The following is a 20,050-nucleotide window of genomic DNA, read 5'->3' on the forward strand; positions in this document are numbered from 1 at the left end:
CTACGACGCGAGCACGTCGTCCAAGGTCGACGCGGTGAGCACCCGCTCGGCCCATGCGTCGAGTTGCTCGGATGCCGCGGCCTCCACCCGCGCACGCGCCGCGAGGGGTACCGAGCCGAAGCGCTTGGTCAGCAGCTTGAGGATGAGTTCCACCTTTCCTTCCGCCATGGCCGCCTTGCGGCTGGCCCTCCGCTCGAGCTCGTCGAGCTTGATCTCATCCTCCCGTTCCCGTGCTCGGCGGCGAGTCTCGGGATCCTGCGAGATTTCCTCGAGGGTTTGCTTGGCCAGGGCCATCATTGGATCCTCCGCAGCGAGGCGCTGGAGCTCGACTTCGTCGTCGAAGCACGTGAAGAATCGAGCCCAGCGCTCGACGACCCCATCATAGTCACTCCCTTGGCCCTCCAACAGCGCCGGCCTCGGCGGCGCCCCGAGCTGCAGCAGGTGAATCGACAGCTCATCCCACAATGCTGTGCGGCCATGGCGCTCCTCGACTTCGAGGACCGTGTGAAGCCGATCCAAGGGGGGAACCAACGGCTCAGCCACCCATGCAATCACCACCGTGGGGACCAGCTCGTCGTAGTCGTGGGCTGCGGTTGTTGCCGGGTCAGGACTGCGGAATCCGCCGACTCGGGGGAGGGAGCGCTCTCCTTCGCCCGGTCGAACGCCGCAATGCCGTCATCGGGCCGCGCGTGTGGCTGGCATGGTCATTGCTCTGATCCATGGTCGATGCACGCACGATCCTGGTTCCTCTCCGTGAGCTGCACCTTCCTCGCCCTCGGCCCCGTCGCCTGCGACGATCCCTCGACGCCCGGTCCGGAAGCCGAGGACACCGAGACCTCGAGCGCTCCCGGCACCACGGGCGAGGACCCGACGGCGGATGGCTCGGATGGCTCCGATGGGGGCACCAGCACGGGCGAGCCCGGTGATGGCTACCCGGCCGACGTGCTCGACCACCTCGATCTCCCCTGGCCGCCCTACGGCTACGACGACGAGCTTCCCGCTCACTTCCAGACCCCTGGCGTCCAGGACCTCGACAACACCCCGGGCGACAACCCCATCACCGATGCCGGCGCCACCCTCGGTCGCGTGCTGTTCTACGACGTCGCCCTCTCGGCCAACGAGACCATCGCCTGCGCCAGCTGCCACGCCCAGGACACGGGCTTTACCGATCCCGACCAGTTCAGCGAGGGCTTCGAGGGCGGCCTGACCGGGCGCAACTCCATGGGGCTCTCCAATGCGCGGTTCTACGCGCCGGGCCGCTTCTTCTGGGACGAGCGCGCCGACACGCTCGAGGACCAGGTCCTGATGCCGATCCAGAACGAGGTGGAGATGGGGCTGACCCTGCCCGAGCTGGTGGCTCGCGTGCAATCGCAGCCCTACTATCCGTTCCTGTTCGAGCAAGCGTTTGGCGATCCCGGGGTGGATGCCGATCGGATCTCGCGGGCGCTCGCCCAGTACGTGCGAGCGATCGTCTCCCATCGCTCCTCCTACGACGAGGGCCTCGCCGCCGTGGGCAACCCGGCCGATCCCTTCCCCAACTTCACCGCGCAGCAGAACGAGGGCAAGGCGATCTTCTTTGGCCCCGCGGGCCGCTGCGCTCCATGCCACGTGGGCCAGCCCGGCCCACCTCCGCCTCCCGGAGCGCCCTTGCCCAACGCGGCCGTGTTCATGATGACCGCGCCCGCCAACAACGGCCTCGACGCGGGGCCGGTCACCGCCGACAACGGCATCGGCGACGTCACCGGCAACCCCATGGACGATGGCCGGTTCAAGTCACCGTCGCTGCGCAACGTGGAGCACACGGGCCCCTACATGCACGACGGCCGCTTCGAGACCCTCGAGCAGGTGGTCGAGCACTACGCCGACGGCGTGCAGCCGCACCCCAACCTCGACCCGCGCCTGCGGACTCCCGATGGACAACCGCAGCGCCTGAACCTCAGCGGCGCACAAAGGACCGCGCTGGTCGAGTTCCTGCGCACGCTGACCGACGACGCGCTGGCCGAGGACGTGCGCTTCTCCGATCCGTTCCGCGATTGATCACGGCTCAGCGCGGGCCGCTCACGGCAAAGCGGGCGGGGATCGCCACCCCCTCCGCACCCTCCACCAGCACCCGCGCGGGAAACGGCTCGAGCTCGTCCACGCGCATCAGCTGTCCATCGCCGGTCAGCACGAACAGCCCGCGTGGCACCCCGTCGTCGTCGTCCGAGGAGATGCTGTAGAGGAGCGCATTGCCCTCGTCGTCGATCGCGATCGGCCGCATCGGCACTCCGCCGTAGACCTCCGTCCCCAGCACCGAGATCCGCTGTACCTGCCCGTCGACCCCGCTGGGGGCCCCGTTCTGCCCGTTGCAGGTCTGCACCACCCACGCCCCGCTCGGGCTCACCGCAAGGCCGTCCCGCAGCCCGCATGGCGTCTGCACGCCGTTGACCATGCGCAGGCCGTGGGCATCCACGCGCGCCACCGAGCCATCGAGCGACGAGATCACCAGCCCATGACCCCGTGCGACCGGGTGCACGGACAGCACGCCCGAGGGCTTGGGCAGCGAGGTCGCCGTGCCCGCGCCGAGATCGACCAGATGGATCCGCGCCCAGTCGTCCATCACCACCAAGTCGTCGTCGAGCACCGCGGTCAGGCGCACCTGGGCATCGGTCGGACAGGGGACATCGATCGGCTCGGGCGGGGTATCGACCCCCGTCGACTCGGCGTCCACCCACGACCACCGCCAAAGCTCGCACCCCGTGGGCCACGCCGACGCAAAGGCCACGCGCCCGCTGGGCGACAGGCACAGCTGCTGCTCGCAGCCCCGGAGGAAGGTCGGGTCCTCGGCCTGCCCCACCGCCTGCATGGCACCGCGTGCCAGCGGGCGCAGGTGCTCCACCACGGGCCCCTCACCCTCGTCGCTCGGATACGCCAGCGCCCACAGCTCGCCATCGATCCCGGGCGGCGCCCCGCCGATCTCGGCCAGCATCACCACCGGGGCATCGGCGGCATGGCGCAACGACCAGTGGTGATTGCTCGCCGCCGCCCGCGGCGCCTCGAGCACGTGCACCCGCTGCGACGGGCCGCCGAGCGGCGCCAGCAGCCACGCCGGCGGCTGCCCCGGCTCGACCTCCAGCGCGCGCAGCAGCGCATCGCCGGCCCGCGTGAACGAAAAGCCGGGCTCGACCACCGCGTCGAGTCCGGCCGCTTCGGGCGACACGGTCACCCGCCGTCCCGAGCCGCGATCCATCCACACGGTCGCGTTGGTGCCCGACACCGCGATCCCTCGCCCCAGCGGATCCACGCCGACCTGCATCACGTCGATGCCCGATCCTGGGATGTCCGGAATGATCAGCAGCGACGAGCGCTCGTTTCCCGACCCGTTCCCTGGCCCGTCGCCAAGCCCATCGCCATGCCCATCGCCATGGTAGATCCTCAGCGGGCGATTGCCGTCGGCATCGCTGACCCCGTCGACCCACACCGCCACCACGTCGACCGACGCCTCGCCGCAGCCCGCAATCGCACTCAGCCCCCACGCGACGACGGAGGCTCGCGCACATCTCGCACCTGGGTCCGAGCTCCGGGAACGGGCCATGTGTGGCCCAACCGTATCAGCCTCGAACGCCGCGCAGTGGCGCCGATGGGTGAGAACGCCGCCCGGGCCTCGCCTTGCACGCCTCGAGGGCATGGGGCAGGCTTCGCCCTTCCATGGCAGGCGAAGACGAACAGACCCCCGAGCCACAGACCGACGACGTGCCCGACGAGCTCGAGGATCGCGACGAGGACGAGCTCGAGGAGGACGACGAGGACGATGGCGAGAGCGCACAGGCCGCGCAGTCGATCGAGCTGGTGATCCTCCCCATCGCCTGCACCAACGAGGGCAAGGGCGCCCCCCTGGCCATGGGCATCCAGCGCTGGTGGGCCCAGGAGCTCGCGGCCCGCGGGGCCAAGGCCGCGGCCCCCGTGTTCACCGCCCTCGCCGAGCAGGACGGCCGCAAGGTCCCCGCGCTCATGGTGTTCCGCGAGGGCTGGACCGACGAGCGGGCGTCCGAGGGGATCAAGCGCTTCCCCAACGCCAAGCGCGGGCTGGTGGCCAACATGCAGATCGACAACGACTCGCTGTCGATCAAGGCCCGGCTGGTCACGGTCGGCGAGGGTGATGCCCTCGTCGAGCTCGACGCGGTCGAGTGGAACGGCGACACCGAGGGCCTGCCCGAGCAGATGTTCACCATGCTCGGCAAGCTCGCGGCCAGCGACGACATCCAGATCGACGCCCAGGACTGGAAGGAAGCGTTCGGCACGAGCGACACCCAGGCGCTCATCTCCTTCCTCGTGGGCCTGGGCAACCTCAGCGCGCTGCAGGGTCGCTGCGTGCCCGCCGGCCCCGAGCAGCTGCTATCGCCGTTCATGGACGCGATCCGGCGCGATCCCAAGATGGACCAGGCGGTGCAGGGCCTGCACCTGATGGTCGACATCCTCGTGCGCAACCCGGTGGACCAGACCGCGATCCCGCTGTCGCTGCAGGCGCTGAACATCGCCGCGCAGCAGCGCAAGGACGACCAGAGCCTGTTCCACCACCTCGCCACCCTGTTCCGCCAGCTCGGCGACCTCGGCTCGGCGGTGCAGGCGTTCAACCAGGCGTTCAACCTCGACCCCACCAACGCCGCGGTCACCACCCAGTTCATCCAGACCCTGCGGGGCGCGGGTGACAAGGACAACGCGATGAAGGTGGCCCAGTTCGCCGCCGAGCGTGGCAACGAGGACCCGGCGCTGATGGCCCAGCTCGGCTCGCTGCTCATCGAGGACGACAAGTTCGACGAGGCCGAGCCGTTCCTGCGCCGGGCGGTCGACGAGGGCCAGGTGGCCACCGCCTACGGCGATCTGGCCAACGTCCTGTGGGACCGGGCCGACGACGACGACCAGGGCCAGGAGGACCGCGAGGAGGCGATGTCGCTGCTCCGAACGGCGGTCGAGTCCTCCCGCATCGCCAAGAGCACGCTGGACATGCTGCTCGACCTCCACGAGGAGGACAAGAACGAGGACGCCACCCTGCTGCTGCTGCGGGCCGCCGAGCAGCACCCACAGAGCGCCACGGTGCTGCGCTACGTGGCCACCATGTACCTCGATGGCGACGACCCGGAGAAGGCGCGGGAGTCCCTCGAGAAGATCCTCGCCCTGCCCCGCCGCACCCTCGACGACGATGCGTTTGCTCGCCGAGGCCGGCTGCAGCTCGATCTGGAGGACTTCGAGGATCGCTACGACGAGGCGATCGAGCAGGTGCGCTCGGGCGACGCGGCCGCCCAGACCAAGGCGGCCAAGCTGATGCGCGAGATCATCGCCAAGGACGACCGCTTCTGGCAGCCGCACATGATGCTGGCCCTGGCCGTGCGCCAGAGCGAGGGCGACGGCGCGGCCCTCGCCCACCTGAACAACGCGGTCAAGCTCCGCCCCAACGACGCCGAGATCCGCAACCTCATCGCGGCCATCCTCCGCAAGCAGGGCCGCCCCCGCGAGGCGGTGGAGCACCTGCGCGTCGTGGTGGCCCTGAACCCCAGGGCGGTCGAGCCCGTGGTCGCCCTGGCCTCGTGCATGCGCGACGGCAACATGTTCGAGGAAGCGCGTCAGGTGTGCACGGCCGCGCTGCAGATGATGCCCAACCATCCGCAGTTCAAGGCCATCCTCGACAGCCTGCCGGCGCCGGCGCCCAAGAACAAGAAGTAGCCGAGGTCCATGCGTGTCCCGAAATGGTGCGAGGTTGCATTCGCACCTGGGTACCAGGACGATATCGGGGGACGCCCCGTCGGGGATTCGTCGGAACGCGGCTCACCGATTCGACCGGACGGGGCGCGAGGCGAGTGTGATAGGCTGGCCATGTGAGGGGTTCGGTGGCCAGGGTCTTGCTCGTCGAAGACAGCGACATCTGTGCGATGGTGTTCCGGCGCGCGCTGGAGAAGGCCGGCTACGACGTCGTGGTGGCCACCACCGTCTCCGACGCCTGCGACAAGGCGTCGACCCAGACGTTCGATGCGGCGCTGGTCGACACCCAGCTGCCCGATGGTGATGGCGCCACGATCCCGCTGCCCTGCCCGCGCGTGATGATGTCGGCCGACTCTGCGCCCGGGATCATCACGAAGTCCTCGGGAGCGGCTCCCCTGGTCGATGCGGTCCGCAACTTGATCGCGCGCCCGCACGAGCCTCCGCCCTACTGACCGCGCATGCGATGCCCGACGTTTCCCGCGCTGCCAGCCCTCGGCCCCTGTTAGGATCGAGGCAGAGAGCTTCGATCCGATGCCCATCGACTTCCCCCCGATCGCTTGCCAGGGCTTCTCGGCCCGTGCATCGTCCGAGGGCGACTCGTCCACGGGCCGGCGGGCCACGCTGGCGCTGATCGGCAACGCCGACGAGAGCACCCGCGAGCACGTTCAGCGGGCCGTCACCACCATGAGGGAGCAAGCAGCCGTCCTCGGGGTGCAGGAGGTCGCGGTGGACATGCGGGAGCTCGAGTTCATGAACTCGTCCTGCTTCAAGTGCCTCATCACCTGGCTCTCGGATCTCCTCGAGCAACCGGAGGAACGACGCTACCAGATCCGCTTCCTCTCCGATGCGACCAAGCACTGGCAGCACCGCAGCCTCCGCGCGCTCAGCTGCTTTGCCACCGATCTGGTCTCGATCGAGACCTAGGCGGAAGGCCGATGTCGGACGAGGCCATTCCCGACGAGATCCTCCAGCGCTTTCGGCAGCTGGCGGCCGAGCGCCTCGGCCGAGCGGAATCGATCTGGTTTGGCCTGAGCCAGGGCACCGGTCACGATGACGACGCCCCCGAGCTGCTGCGCCTGATCCACACCCTCAAGGGTGATGCCCAGATGATCGGCTTTGGTGACGTGGAGCTGGTCTGCCACGAGCTCGAGAACCTCATGGCCGTGGCGGCACGGCTTCACTACGCGGTCCCCGAAGACATCGATCTGCTCGTGACGATGTCGTTCCACTTCATCGGGCTGCTGGCGCGCAAGCGCTCGGGGACGTCGGTGGCCGGCATCGACCTCGACGGCTTCGTGCAAGAGGTCACCGCCGCCGTGGCGGCGGCCCAGCCCCTGACGCGCGCGGCCGAGCGCAACGGCACCAGCCTCTCGCCCACCTCGCCCGCCGACGCGTCCCTCGACCAGCGTCAGCGGCTCGCCCGCGCCGCCGCCATGGCGTTCCTCGAGCACCTCGGCGCCCGCGGAGCCTCGCAGCAGCGCTTGCGCGAGCTGTGGGCGCTCCTGCGGCACGAGGTCGCCCTGCTGTCGGCCGTGGCGCTCGGGCCCCTGGTCGAGCGCCACCTTGGTGCCGCATGCGAGCTGGGCGAGCAGCTCGGCAAGCTCGTGCACACGGCCTCGGACACCCGCGGTCTGTGCGTGATCAGTCGCGTCGCCGACGCGGTCGACGTGGGCCTGCTGCACTCGATCCGCAACGCGATCGACCACGGAATCGAGCCTCCGGAGCAGCGCACGGCGGCGGGCAAGCCCGAGCACGGCACCCTGCGCGTCATGGCCGAGGCCACCCCCGACGGGGTGGCGCTGGTGGTCGAGGACGATGGCCGCGGCCTGGATCACGATGCGATCGCCCACCGAGCCCACGCGCTCGGGTTCATCGCCGATCCCACGCGCGCCTCCTTGGCCGAGACCCGGGAGGTGTTGTTCCGCGCGGGGTTCTCCACCGCCCGCCAGACCAGCCCGGTCTCCGGTCGGGGGGTCGGTCTCGACGCCGTTCGCTCGGCGCTGCGCAAGGCCGGCGGCGATGTGAGCATCGAAGACCGCTCCGGCGGGGGAACCCGTGTGGTCATGCGCATCCCCGCGCCTCGCAGCCGGGTGGAGGTGCTGGTGTTCGAGGGGCGTCCGGGCCTGTCGCTGGCGATTCCCGGGCACTGGACCACGACCGTGCTGCCCGAGGTCCCATCGCAGGTGCTCGACCCACTGGCCGCGTTCGGCATCGCCGATCCCAGCCCCACGCCACGGCGGTACGCCGTGTCGCTGCGCTGGGGTCCGCTCCACGACACCTGGGGCGTCGAAACGTTGCCAAGGCTCACCACGGCAACACGCATCTGTCCCACCACTTCCGACGATCCCATGGAGGTGGTGGAGGTCGATGGTCACGAGGTGCTCGCGCTACGACCCGACCGATTGCCGAACCTGCCGTCCTAGCCACGCCTCGCGCCATGCCGCTCGCGATGGGAGGTCGAGTCGCGGCGGCGGCCCGCAGGGCACCTGACGACGTTTTCATTCCCCTCCTCACTCCGGAAAATGGTGCCCGGTGGCAGCGTGTTAGACTGAAGGCCCCATGCGAGAACGCTTCGCCCTTCAGTACAAGGCCGACGAGCACCGTCGCATGATCGGCGGCAAGGAGACCATCATCCATTGCCACCACTACAACGCACGCCTGCAGCACACCATCGAGCACGTGACCGACGTCGACGGAGCCAAGATCATCCGCGACTCGGCCGAGGCGGTGTTCGCCGAGCACGTGGCCAACGTGCTCGAGGAGGGTGACGACGAGGCCACCCGCCTCGCGGCCGTGGGGGCACTCTATGCACACCTCGGCTTCGGTCGCCTCGAGCTCTCGAGGGCCGCCGAGGGAGTGGTGACCTCCGATCAGTCGCACTACGTCGAGGGCTGGCAAGCGGGCTTCTCCGAGACCCAGCGCAAGGCCTGCACCTTCACCGAGGGCTATCTCCAGGGGGCCCTCGCCGCTGCCCTCGGCCGTCCGTTCTCGGTGCGCGAGCACAAGTGCATGAACGCCGGCGACGACCGCTGCGAGTTCACGGTGGACGCGCGCCACGAGCCCGTGCTCCGCAACGACAAGCGCCCGTCCGACTTCCACCCCAAGGCGGCCGACGGCCACGGCGAGCACGGCAACATCGACGAGCAAGCCATCATCGACGCGCTGGTCCAGATGCCGTTCATGGGCAGCGACGAGGGCTTGATCCCCGCGTTCGGGGTCTACCTCGCGCTCACCCCGGCCGACTTCTACAACCTGATGTGCATCCAGTTCGTGGAGCAGATGCGGGCCAAGGGGCTGTTCCGCACCGCGCAGCGCCTGCTCACGTTCGCCGGGGAGACGTGTGCCATGAACACCTTCCGCGGCATCATGGCCTCGGCCGAGTGGGACGCGCTCATCGCCCCCATGATCCAACACAAGGAGGACGCGCTCTACGGCCTCATGGCGCTGTCCAATGGCTTTGGCTGGGGCAACTGGCGGGTGACCGAGCACCGCCCGGCCGAGACGCTGACCATCGAGTCGCTCAACGGCTACGAGGCCATCGGCCACCGCGAGTACCGCGGCAGCTGCGACGATCCGCAGTGCTTCATGCTGTGCGGGGTCTCGGCCGGCATGATGGAATTGGTCTACGGCGAGGGGCTGCTCGAAGACCGCTTCGGCACCTTCCTGTCCGAAGAGAACCAGTGCATCTGCACCGATGCCCCCTGCTGTCACTTCGAGGTCGAGCCCGCCTGAGCCGGTCCTCGTCGAGCCCTCCATCATGGTCCATCGGGAGCGGTCGTACGCGTGCATCCACCCCGAGACCTACAAGTACTTCTTCCACGTCGACGAGGTGCGCCGGATCTGGGGCGTGCTGCAGGCGTGCTACGGACCCCTCCACCACACGCCCGGCTTCGGGGTCATCGAGATCCAGTCCGAGCGCTTCCTGTTTCGAGCCGTCGGGGGCGGCAACCCGATCACGGTGATTCGACGCCGCGGCTGCACCGACGCCGACGTGGAGGCGCTCCACCGGCGCATCGGCTTCTTCGAGCGAGCATAGTCGTCGCCCGACGGTGGACCCCATGGTGAGCCTGCCGATCGGGGTCATGGTCGCCAACGAGCGCTGGCGCATCGCGCGGGTCGACGATACGTTCTGCGAGCTGTTCCAGTGCACGCGCGAGGGCCTGATCGGCACCGCGTTCGAGGAGCTGTTCAGCCCGCGCGACCGACGGGGGCTGCACGCCTTCGACGAGAAGATCAGCGGCTACACGGGCGGGCTGGTCGACCTGTTGGTGGTGCTGCGACCGGTCCGCGCCGATCGTCTCGTGCGGCTTCGCGCGGGGCGCGAGGAGTCCGGCTGGTGGACGATCTTCGCCGAGCCCGTGCTGGCCACGGATGCCGATCTCGTCCACCAGCTCGAGCAGATGCACAACCAGCTCTCGGCCGCCGTGGCTGCGGTCGACGAGGGCATCGCAATCATCGACGCGCAGCACCACCTGGTGCGCTTCAACGCCCGATTCTTCGAACTCGCCAGCTTTCGCACCACCCATGGAGTGGCGCTCTCCGAGGCCGCGGTCACCGGCAAGAACGTGTTCGAGCTGTTCGACCCCGATGCGTTCGGGCCCCTGCAGCGGGCCGCGATCCAGGCCCGCACCCGCAAGCGTCTCGACGAGAGCTTCGACCTGCTCCACGACGACAAGCACATCGAGGCCAAGATCCGGGCGATCCACCTCCCGGTCACCGGCTTCGCGGGCTGCGTGATGACGCTGCGCGACGTCAGCGCGCGCGTGCTGCTGCGCCAGAAGCAGGAGGAGGAACGCGAGCGCCTCACGGCCGAGCTCGAGATTGCCCAGCGGATCCAGACCGCCATCCTGCCGGCCATGCTCGACGTCCCTGGCCTCGAGATTGCGGCCCGCATGGAGCCCTTCACCGAGGTCGGCGGTGACTACTACGACGTGGTGCCCGCGGAGGGAGGCGCATGGCTGGGGATCGGCGACGTGGCCGGCCACGGGCTCATCGCCGGGCTCAGCATGCTGATGCTCCAGAGCGCGGTGGGGGCCGCCGTGCGCTGCCTGCCCGACGCCCGCCCCTCGGAGATCATCACCCACGTCAACCGCCTGCTGCTCGACAACGTGCGCCACCGGCTCGGCCGCGACGACTACACCACGTTCTGCCTGGCCCGCTACCGTAGCGATGGCACGCTCGTCGTCGCGGGGGCCCACGAGGACCTGGTGGTGCTGCGGAGGGCGACCGGTCGTGTCGAGCTCCATGCCCCCAGGGGCACGTGGCTCGGGCTGAGCGATGCGCCCCCGGCCAAGGAAGACGTGACCGTTCACCTCGCGCCCGGCGACATCATCCTGATGCTGACCGACGGGGCGACCGAGGCCCGCGACGACGCCGGCCAGATGCTGGGGATCGAGCGGCTGTGCGAGCTGCTGCGCGAGCACGCGAGCGAGCCGGTCGATGTGATCTGCACCGCGCTGTGGCAGGCGATCGAAGCATGGACGTGCTCGCGCGCCGACGACGTCACGCTGCTGGTGGCGCGACACGGGTGAAGGAGCCGAGCGTGCCAGTCGCGAGGCCGGGGCGCGATCGCCCTCTCTCGTCACCTCCTGGTCGCACGCTACCCCCGGCGATACCGGCTCGGCGGTGCCCCGGTCCATCGCCGAAACGCACGCGAGAAGTTGGTCGCGTCGCTATAGCCCAACCGCATGGCGATGGTGGTGAGGTCCAGCCCGGGCTCGGCGAGCAGCACGAGGGCTCGCTCTCGGCGGACGTCGTCCACGAGCGACCGATAGCTGCAGCCCGCTTCGGCCAGCCGTCGCTTGAGGGTGCGCGTGGACAGGTGCAGCGCGCGTGCGATCGACGGGAGGCTGGCAATGCCGCCCCGCGGATCGAGCAGCAGATTGCGCGCTTGCCCCACCACGTCGTGGGCCGTGCCCAGCATGGCCAGTTGTTGCTCGCACTGCTGGCGCGCGAGGCGAGCGGCCATGGGATCGGCGAGCCGGATCGGCCGGTGCAGCAGGGCCCGATCGAACACCAGGCGATGCGCCGGAGCATCGAAGCGGATCTCACCATCACCCAGGATCGACTCGACCCACCAGCCCGGACGAGGCATCGCCAGTTCGGCCGCCCCCGGCAGCGGCCCGTCGGTGAGCATGAGGCCAATGCGCCAGATCCCCACCAGCAGCGCAATGACGATCCCCTCGCGGGCCTCCCCGAGCTCGGCTTGCTCGGTCACGCACAGCGCGGCCTGGTGCTCGCCCTCCACCAGGCTCAGCTGCAGCGCATCGGTCAGCGTGGGCGCAAAGCGTACGGCCAGGCGAAGGGCATCGCCGATGGTGGCCGCCGTCATGGCCGCAAACCCCAGGTAGCCATGGGCCGAGATCTGCATGCGCATCCCAAAGCGCACCGCCAGCGCCGGGTCGCCGCACAGCGCGTGGGCGCGCACCACCAGCCGCTCGAGCTCGCCCACCGAGAGCCGGCGCCCCGGCTCGGCCAGCGCCTCCGCATCGAGCCGCAGCGGCTCGAGCACCGCCGCCGCCGACACGGCGAAATCCTCCTCGAGCAGGCGAACCAGGTGCAGCGCATGGACCGCTGGGATGCTCGCTGCGCGCGTCCCCTTCATTGGAGAGCCGATCTTGGCACGTTCACGGCCCCCGAGCGGAGTCTTGGCCCAAAATGACAGAAAGCTGGCGCACCGGGACCGTGCGACGAAGCCGCGATGCGCTCATCGTAACGAGCATGCTGCGGGCCCCGACCATCGAGCCTCGTGATCTGCGCTTTCGGATCGGAGGACCGTCGAGCTCGACGCCCCGCCACTGGCTCGGTGGGCGCCGGGCCGCGACGCGGTTCTTCGACAACCTCTCGCTGTTCTTCCCGGTGGGCGAGCGGTTCTTCATCCACACGCTCAAGCTCGCGCTGCCCCGCGTGCACGACCCGAAGCTGCGACGAGAGGTCAAGGCGTTCAACGAGCAAGAGGGGCACCACGGCCGCGAGCACGATCGCTACAACCGCTTCCTCCACGCCCAGGGCATCGGCACCCAGCGCATGGAGCGGGAGGTCACGCGGCTGCTTGCCGTGGTGCGTCGCCTCCCCGCCCGTCTGCAGCTCGCGGCCACCTGCGCGCTCGAGCACTTCACCGCGATGATGGGGCACTCGCTGCTGAGCAAGCCGTGGCTGCTCGACGGCGCCGACCCGGAGCTGGCTGCGCTGTGGCGGTGGCATGCGGCCGAGGAGAACGAGCACAAGGCGGTGGCCTTCGACGTGTTCGTGGCCGTGGGGGGCACGGTGTTCGAGCGACGCCTGGCGATGGTGGTGGCCAGCGCGATCTTCTGGTCGATGATCGTGGAGCAGCAGCTGCGCCTGATGGCCGCCGACGGCGTGCTGTGGTCGCGTCGAGAGTGGCGCGACATGCTGACCTCGCTGTGGGGCGATCGCGGCGCATTGCGAGGGATGTGGCCGCACTACGCGGCCTACTTCCGAAGGTCCTTCCACCCGCTGGACATCGACAGCCACGCCCTGGTCCAGGACTGGCGCGCCCAGCAGGCCGGCACCCAGGCCAGCTCGATCTAGGCGGCCGAGCCGTCCTGGGCTCCGAGCGCGCGGGCGTGCTGCTCCATCGCGCGGGCCAGGGTCAGATCGCGATCGGTGATGCCCCCCACGTCGTGCGTCCACAGCTCGACCTGCACCCGATCGTAGACGTTGCTCCAATTGGGATGGTGGTCGATCCGCTCGGCCTCGAAGGCGACGCGCACCATGAACGCGATGGCGCTGCCGAAGGAGGGCAAGCGATAGCGTCGGTGCAGCTTGCCGTCGGCCAGGCTCCAGCCCGGTAGCTCGACCAGGGCCTGCGCCAGCTCCTCCTCGGACGGTTGGGTGTAGCGAGCAGCCATGGCCACCACGCTACCCCAGCTCGAGGGACGACCGCACCTCGCCTCGTCGCCAGTGCGTCCGCGCGGTACGTCCGCGCGGCAGGCCTACGGCCCCGCCGGCGGAGGCACGGCGTCGGCGATCATCGCGGCGTAGAGCGCCGCGTCGTGATCGAGGGCCGAGGGAGGCGCCGCGATCAACACCACGGAGATGCCCCCGGGCAGCGGCCGCTCGAGCACGATCCCCACGTCGATGCCATCGCCCCGCACGATGGTGCTGCGCAGCGTCGCCGGGTCGATGCCGGCTCGCGCCGACGCGCGCTCGTAGGCCTCCTGAAAGCCCGGCGGCGCCGGGGCCTCCACATCGACCAGCGCGCGACGCAGATCCGGATTCACCCGCAGAAGAGCGCTGTGGGACCGGCTGTCGGACTGGCTCTCGGGGCCCGTGGGGGTGACCAGCACCTGCACCCGATCGCCCACGCGCTGCGCGAGCGTGTCGTGGAGCCCGGGCTCGAGCCTCCACGGCGCTCCTGCCGGGCGCTCGCGGGGCTCGGTGAGCACCTCGAAGCGCGCAGGGACCGACAACACCACGCCCTGCGCGGTGAGGGAACGACGATGCTCGAGTTCGAAGGCCTGCGGATCCTCGAGGCCGACCTGCAAGAGCGCCACCGGGAGGCACAGAACGAGCCCGAACCCGATCACGCGAAGCACGGCCGCGCACCAGCGCCAGGTGGCCAGGCTGGTGCTCAGGGCCCCTGCCATGGCGGCGGCGCCCATGCCCACGCCCGAGACGTGGAGGCCGGCGCCCTCGCGGGGAATGGTCACCGCCAGCGCGAGCAGCAGCAGCAGCAGGGGCAACGCGAGCACCCGTCGGGTGCGCCGCGGGAGGCTGGTTCGCGGGGCCAGCAGCACCGCGAGCGCGCCGCACAAGAGTCCCGTCGCCAAGAGGGCCCCACCGCCGAGCACGACGGCCGGATCCTCGGCCAGCCGCGAGGCCACCCACAGCCCCAAGGCGCCTGCCCCCAGCGAGCCCACCAGCGTCGGGCCTCGCCCCGCCACGCGCTCGACCAACGGACCCGCGAGCCACACCGCGTAGACGGTCAGGAGCAGGCCGATGGGCTCGGTCTGCACCAGCATCCCGGTGAGCAGCCGCCCCCACGAACCCGCCTGCAACAGCTCGGGCATCGCGGCGCCGAGCCGCACAAGGCCCGCACCGCCCCCGTCGAGCAGCTGCCCCACCACATAGCCGGTGCCCAGCAGCAGCAAGAGACCCGGCGTGATCCAGAGCGATCCCACCCGACGCACGGCGGGGGCCACGGCCAGGAATCCCTCGAGGCGATCGGCCACCCGCTCGGCGTAGCCGTGCAGCTCCGGAGGCAGCGGGAGCGCCGGCTCGGGCGCGTCGGCCATGGCCTTGCGGCTGGCATGCACCACTCGTCCGTCCCGCGAGCCCGCGAGATCGGCCACCCGGCGAAGCTCGGCTTCGGCGGCGTCGGCTCGACCCGCCCGCGCCAGCGCGATGCCCCGAAACAGCGCCCCGCTGGCCGCCGAGAGCCCGAGCCGCCGCCGGCGCTCGTCGGTGAGCGCGGCCGCGACCGGCTCGGCCTGACCGGCGTAGGCCAGGAACGTCAGCCGTGCCTGCGAGACGACGCCTGCCGCTCGCGGGTCTCGCCCCAGCAGCTCCTCGACGGCCCGCAAGAGGCTCGCGGCATGCGACAGCCGCCCCGCCTCGCCATAGGCGCGCAGCAGGCCCAAGGCCAGCGGAGGTCGCCCCGCCGCGTAGTCGGGAGGGAATCGAGCCTCGTAGTGGGCGATGCCCTCGTTCCACCGCTGACCGAACAGCAGCATCGACACGATCTGCTCGTGGATGATCCGCAGCTCGGTGTCGTCCTCGGTCTCGTGGGCCAGCGTGCGGAAGTACGACAGCGCCCCGTCGACCCCCTGTCGCTCGAGCACCGCCAGCCCGCGAAGGATCGCCTGCTGGCGACCCAGCCCCGCCCCGAGCATGAGCGTCGCGCGAAGGCCCGCCAGGCGCACGGCCAGCGCCAGCCGCTCGCGTCCGAACGCCGCGCGCACCGCCACGTCGAGCAGCCACGGCACCACCACCACCAATGCGCCCAGGCTCACCGCCACGATCGAGAGGAACCGATCGGCGCGCAGCGCCGCGAGCACGGCCAGCACCAGCACGGTGGCCAGCACCAGCACGTAGCCCCGCTGCCCTGGATCGCCACGGCGGAGCTGGCCGGCGAACACCACCCCGACCAAGATGGCCACCAGCAGCACCAGCTCGCCCAGCACTGCCGGCTTCCTTCCCTTTCCGAGGACGCGCCGGGGCTACGCGCGCTCGAGGTGGCCGATGCGGCGGAACTTGTCGTAACGCGCGGCCAGGAGCGCGTCGACCGACAGGCTGAAGAGTTCGTCGAGGTGACGCGTGAGCGTCTCGGCCACCGCGGCGGCGGTCTGGGTGAACCCGCGGTGCGCTCCGCCCACCGCCTCGGGGATGATCTCGTCGCAGATCCCGAGGGTCTTGAGATCGAGGGCGGTCATGCGCAGCTGCTTGGCTGCCGCCTGCTCGGCCTCCGGATCCTTCCACAGGATCGACGCGCACCCCCGCGGCGAGATCACCGAGTACACCGCGTGCTCGAGCATGAGGATCCGATCGGTGACCCCGATGGCCAGCGCCCCGCCCGAGCCGCCCTCGCCGATCACCAGCGACAGCGTGGGCACGCGCAGCACCGACATCAGCTCGAGCGAGCTGGCGATCGCCTCGCTCTGCCCGCGCTCCTCGGCCCCGATGCCCGGGTAGGCCCCCGCGGTGTCGATGAAGCAGATCACGGGGTGGCCGAACTGCTCGGCCAGTCGCATCAGCCGCTGCGCCTTGCGGTAGCCCTCGGGCCGCGCCATCCCGAAGTTGCGGTAGAGGTTCTCCTTGGTGTTGCGGCCCTTTTGGTGGCCGATCACCATCACCACGCGCTCGCCCAGGCGGCACAGGCCCCCCACGATGGCCGGGTCGTCGGCAAAGGCGCGATCGCCCCGCAGCTCCACGAAGTCGGTCGTGATCTCGCCGAGGTAGTCGAGCGTGTAGGGCCGATCGGGGTGCTTGGCCAGCTGCACCTGCTCCCACGGCGAGAGCTTGGCAAAGCGCTCGCGCTGGAGCTGCCGCGCCTTCTGCTCGAGCCGCTCGATCTCGGCGGCCATCTCCTGGCTCCCGCCCGAGAGGTGCTTGAGCTCCTTGATCTTGCCCTCGAGCTCGACGATGGGGCGCTCGAATTCCAGGACCTTGGTGCTCATGGCGTCGCGTCCACGAAGGCTTGGATCTGCCCCCAGGGGCAGGCGGCCGGGCTTCTTACCGCAACGACCGCGGCGGCGGGAAGGGCGGCGGCAAGCTGGGTGCGCAGGTAGGTGCGCTGACGGCGGGCATACTGACGGGTGGCCGCGATGATCGCCTCGCGCGCCTGCGGAAGGGTGCTGCGCCCCTCCACGACCTCCCACAGCTGACGGTACCCGAGGCTTCGCATCGCCTTGTGGCGCGCATGATAGCCCGCCCTCCGGAGCTTTTCGACCTCGTCCAGGAAGCCATGGGCCAGCATGCGATCGACTCTTCGCACCATCCGCTCGTGCCATGCGTCGGGGTCGGGGTCGAGCACCACCAGCATCAGCGACAGGCGCAAGCGGGGGGGATCGGAGGCCCGCGCCGCGCTGATGGGCCCCCCCGTACGCTCACACAGCCACAGCGCCCGCAGCGAGCGCACGACGTTGTGGGGATGGATCGCCCGTGCCGTCTCGGGATCCACGGCGTGCAGAGCGCGATGCGCCGCCCCCGGATCGTCGTGCTCTCGCGCGTCCCACTGCGCCTCGAAGGCACGGCGCTCGGGAGCGTCGAGAGCATCCTCTTGCCCTTCCACGCCAGCCGACGACGTGAAGGCGACCGCACGCAGATAGAAGCCGGTCCCCCCCACGAACAGGCCACGCCCTCCTCCAAGGTGGGTCCACGCCAGGCGGGCGTAGTCGCCGGCCGAGAACGGGGCGTCCGGATCGACCAGGTCGAGGAGCTCGTGGCGAACCTCGGCGCGCTCGGCCGCGGTGGGCTTGGCGCTGCCGATGTCGAGACCGCGATAGACCTTGACCGAGTCGCACACCAACACGGGCAGCGACAGCCGCAGCGCCGCCTCTCGCCCGAGCCGTGCCTTGCCCGCCGCCGTGGGACCCATGATCGCCACGGCGCGCGGTGATGGAGGTGGTGCACTCGTCATGAGGGGGAGGGCTCGTCGTCACGACCCGGTCCGGGCGTCGTGCCGGTCAATGCGTGGGGCTCCCAGCGACGCAGGCCGGGGATGCGCTCGAGGGGCTCGCCCGCGGCGAGCAGCTCTCGCAGCCAGCGACGCGCGAGACGGGGCGCGGGATCGGGCCCGACGGTCTGGGCCATCGCTTCCATGGCTTGGGTCCATGGCTCCGGCGGGTGGCTGGATTCGTCGGGGCCGGACGCTCGATCGGTGTGCATCCGCAGCCACGGCAGCACGCGCATCACCAGATCGGCCACATCGGGCTCCTCGACGCAGTGGCGCAGCGAGGCGGGGACGGCTCGCACCAGGATCGCGTCGTCGCCGAAGGCCTCGACGTGAAGGCCCAGCCGGCCGAGCATTGCGGCTCCCGCCGCGCATCGGGCCACGTCGGGAGCGGGCAGAGCCACCACCACGGGCTCGAGCAGACCTTGGGCTGCAACCTCGCCCCCGCCCAGATCCTCGCGGAGCCGCCGGAGCACCAGGTGGCTTCGCAGCGCTCTCAGGTCCACCGCCAAGAGCGCGCCTTCGTGGGTATAGAGGCCCACTGGCCCCGGGAGGCAGCCCAGCAGCTCGGGTCCGGGATCGGGCGGCGGAGGGAGCACCGCCGGGGGCTGGGGCTCGGGCGCCCGATCGTCGCGCCACGCCTGGTGCAGCACCTGCGCTTGCTGCCGCAGTGAGGCTCGAGCATCGGCATAGTCGTGGTCGGCCGCCCGCGTGCGCAGGCGATAGCCGGGAGAGTTCTCGCGGGCCACCGGCATGGCCGTACGATCGGCCCAGCGCTCGAGCGCCGCCCCGAGGCCGGGTCGCGCGGCCATGCCAGGCGGTGCCGCGGGGGGCACGTCGAGCGCCGGCAGGCTCGCTCGCTCCACGGCCGGCGCGGTCGAGGCGTCGTCGCTCGTCGCGGCGGCCGTGCCCGCATCGAGCACCGCTCGCACCGCGGCGTAGACCCGTTGAGGAGCGCCGAAGCGGACCTCGGACTTTTGCGGGTGCACGTTGACGTCGACCTCACCGCGCGGTGGCTCGACCACGACACAGGCCAGCGGGTGTCGCCCGGAGGCCAGCGCATCGCCGTAGCTCGCGGTCACGATCTTGGCCACATGGGGCTCGCGCACCACTCGGCGCCGCACCACCACGTAGAGTCCGCTGCGATCGCGCAGGGCCGCCTCGGCCGGCGCGAGCCAGGCCTTGACGGTCACGCCGTCGTGCTCGCCCTCCACCAGGCGCAGCGACGCTCGATTGCCCCGCGCGAGCACCTGCTCCACCCGCATCCGGGCCGATCCGGCGGGTAGCTCGACCAGCCGTCGCGAGCCATGGTGCAGCGACACGTGCACCTGCGGCTGCAGCAGCGCCACCCGCAGCACGGTCTGCGTGACGTGTCCGAGCTCGGTGGCCTCGCTGCGCAGGAACTTGCGACGCGCCGGCACGTTGCCGAACAGCCCGCGCAGCTCCACGCGCGTGCCCACCGGCATCCCGATCGCCGAGCCCTCGGGCGCAAGCCCTGGCCGGCAGCGCAGCACCGTGCCGCGATCCTGCCCTCGTGGACGGCTGCGGATCTCGAGGTGCGCCACCGCGGCGATGCTCGCCAGTGCTTCCCCGCGAAACCCCAGCGTGTGGATCTCGACCAGCTCCTCGGGGCGCCGCAGCTTGCTGGTCGCATGTCGCATGACCGCCAGCCGCAGATCCTCGGGATGGATCCCGCACCCGTCGTCGGTCACCACGATCGACGCGACCCCCGCGTCTCGAAGCTCGATGCAGACCCTTCGCGCCCCCGCATCGATCGCATTCTCCAGCAGCTCCTTGACCACCGAAGCCGGCCGCTCGACCACCTCCCCCGCCGCAATCTGATCCGCCAGCGCATCCCCCAACGGATGAATTCGCGGCAGCTCGACCCTCTCCTCCATGACCCACCTGCCCCTCTAGCAGAATTCCCCTCCCACCCCCAATCTCCCCGATCTCCCCGCTCCCCAATCTCCCCCGCTCTCCCCGCCCCTTGTCCGCTACCCCTCCACCCCCCACCCAATTCACCACCCACCGCCACCACCGCCACCAACCGCCCCACCGGCACCCACCCAGCCCGCACCACCACGCGCAAAGGCTCGACCCCGTCGAGCCTTCGCGCCCCTCCGCATCGGCCCCCCGCTCGGGCGGCTTCGTCGCCCCCGGCGGCGAAGTCGGCCGAGCGGG

At 70.6% G+C, this 20,050-nt stretch carries 17 protein-coding genes; 9 read left to right on the forward strand and 8 right to left on the reverse strand.

The window, feature by feature from the left end; genetic code table 11:
- Complete coding sequence (locus OEB96_RS35025; RefSeq protein WP_266221203.1) at nt 1–519, reverse strand: DUF4351 domain-containing protein; 519 nt, start codon at nt 517–519, stop codon at nt 1–3.
- A gap of 207 nt (nt 520–726) precedes the next feature.
- Between OEB96_RS35025 and OEB96_RS35030 the strand changes: the two genes are divergently transcribed.
- On the forward strand, nt 727–2,037 hold the full coding sequence (locus OEB96_RS35030; RefSeq protein ID WP_266221204.1) for a cytochrome-c peroxidase: 1,311 nt from the start codon (nt 727–729) through the stop codon (nt 2,035–2,037).
- A gap of 7 nt (nt 2,038–2,044) precedes the next feature.
- On the opposite strand, the gene OEB96_RS35035 is transcribed toward OEB96_RS35030, so the two are convergent.
- Nucleotides 2,045–3,574, reverse strand: a complete 1,530-nt coding sequence (locus OEB96_RS35035; RefSeq protein WP_266221205.1) for a hypothetical protein — start codon at nt 3,572–3,574, stop codon at nt 2,045–2,047.
- Between the two features lie 113 nt (nt 3,575–3,687).
- On the opposite strand from OEB96_RS35035, the gene OEB96_RS35040 reads away from it, so the two are divergent.
- The 7 genes from OEB96_RS35040 (at nt 3,688) to OEB96_RS35070 (ending at nt 11,267) form a co-directional block, all read left to right on the forward strand.
- Complete coding sequence (locus tag OEB96_RS35040; RefSeq protein WP_266221206.1) at nt 3,688–5,700, forward strand: tetratricopeptide repeat protein; 2,013 nt, start codon at nt 3,688–3,690, stop codon at nt 5,698–5,700.
- 164 nt (nt 5,701–5,864) lie between these two features.
- Nucleotides 5,865–6,188: a response regulator transcription factor gene (locus OEB96_RS35045; protein ID WP_266221207.1), complete on the forward strand. Its 324-nt coding sequence runs from the start codon at nt 5,865–5,867 to the stop codon at nt 6,186–6,188.
- Nucleotides 6,189–6,267: 79 nt separating this feature from the next.
- Complete coding sequence (locus tag OEB96_RS35050; RefSeq protein WP_266221208.1) at nt 6,268–6,660, forward strand: hypothetical protein; 393 nt, start codon at nt 6,268–6,270, stop codon at nt 6,658–6,660.
- Between the two features lie 11 nt (nt 6,661–6,671).
- Nucleotides 6,672–8,159 (forward strand): ATP-binding protein, encoded by a 1,488-nt coding sequence (locus OEB96_RS35055; RefSeq protein WP_266221209.1) that lies wholly within the window; start codon nt 6,672–6,674, stop codon nt 8,157–8,159.
- A gap of 136 nt (nt 8,160–8,295) precedes the next feature.
- Nucleotides 8,296–9,468: a V4R domain-containing protein gene (locus OEB96_RS35060; protein ID WP_266221210.1), complete on the forward strand. Its 1,173-nt coding sequence runs from the start codon at nt 8,296–8,298 to the stop codon at nt 9,466–9,468.
- A 25-nt stretch (nt 9,469–9,493) separates the two neighbouring features.
- On the forward strand, nt 9,494–9,772 hold the full coding sequence (locus OEB96_RS35065; RefSeq protein WP_266221211.1) for a hypothetical protein: 279 nt from the start codon (nt 9,494–9,496) through the stop codon (nt 9,770–9,772).
- 22 nt (nt 9,773–9,794) lie between these two features.
- Entirely contained in the window at nt 9,795–11,267 is a 1,473-nt protein-coding gene (locus tag OEB96_RS35070) for a SpoIIE family protein phosphatase (protein ID WP_266221212.1), read from the forward strand.
- Between the two features lie 68 nt (nt 11,268–11,335).
- On the opposite strand, the gene OEB96_RS35075 is transcribed toward OEB96_RS35070, so the two are convergent.
- Nucleotides 11,336–12,340, reverse strand: coding sequence for an AraC family transcriptional regulator (locus tag OEB96_RS35075; protein WP_266221213.1), 1,005 nt, complete (start codon nt 12,338–12,340; stop codon nt 11,336–11,338).
- 116 nt (nt 12,341–12,456) lie between these two features.
- Here OEB96_RS35075 and OEB96_RS35080 point away from each other — a divergent pair, with 116 nt between their 5' ends.
- The gene (locus tag OEB96_RS35080; RefSeq protein WP_266221214.1) at nt 12,457–13,287 is read left to right on the forward strand and encodes a metal-dependent hydrolase; all 831 of its coding nucleotides are present in this window, start codon (nt 12,457–12,459) and stop codon (nt 13,285–13,287) included.
- Here OEB96_RS35080 and OEB96_RS35085 read toward each other — a convergent pair.
- The 5 genes from OEB96_RS35085 to mutL all read right to left on the reverse strand — a co-directional run bounded on the left by OEB96_RS35085 (nt 13,284) and on the right by mutL (nt 19,767).
- On the reverse strand, nt 13,284–13,607 hold the full coding sequence (locus OEB96_RS35085; RefSeq protein ID WP_266221215.1) for a 4a-hydroxytetrahydrobiopterin dehydratase: 324 nt from the start codon (nt 13,605–13,607) through the stop codon (nt 13,284–13,286). The genes OEB96_RS35080 and OEB96_RS35085 overlap by 4 nt on opposite strands.
- An 84-nt stretch (nt 13,608–13,691) precedes the next feature.
- Nucleotides 13,692–15,881: a rhomboid family intramembrane serine protease gene (locus OEB96_RS35090; RefSeq protein WP_266221216.1), complete on the reverse strand. Its 2,190-nt coding sequence runs from the start codon at nt 15,879–15,881 to the stop codon at nt 13,692–13,694.
- A gap of 36 nt (nt 15,882–15,917) precedes the next feature.
- Complete coding sequence (locus OEB96_RS35095; protein WP_266221217.1) at nt 15,918–16,874, reverse strand: acetyl-CoA carboxylase carboxyltransferase subunit alpha; 957 nt, start codon at nt 16,872–16,874, stop codon at nt 15,918–15,920.
- Entirely contained in the window at nt 16,871–17,836 is a 966-nt protein-coding gene (gene miaA, locus OEB96_RS35100) for a tRNA (adenosine(37)-N6)-dimethylallyltransferase MiaA (protein WP_266221218.1), read from the reverse strand. The genes OEB96_RS35095 and miaA overlap by 4 nt, the downstream gene beginning before the upstream one ends.
- Nucleotides 17,833–19,767, reverse strand: coding sequence for a DNA mismatch repair endonuclease MutL (gene mutL / locus OEB96_RS35105; protein WP_266221219.1), 1,935 nt, complete (start codon nt 19,765–19,767; stop codon nt 17,833–17,835). The genes miaA and mutL overlap by 4 nt, the downstream gene beginning before the upstream one ends.
- Between the last annotated feature and the right edge of the window lie 283 nt (nt 19,768–20,050).

The sequence above is a fragment of the Paraliomyxa miuraensis genome (genome assembly GCF_026337845.1).
In the GTDB taxonomy this organism is placed as follows: Bacteria; Myxococcota_A; Polyangia; order Nannocystales; family Nannocystaceae; genus Paraliomyxa; species Paraliomyxa miuraensis.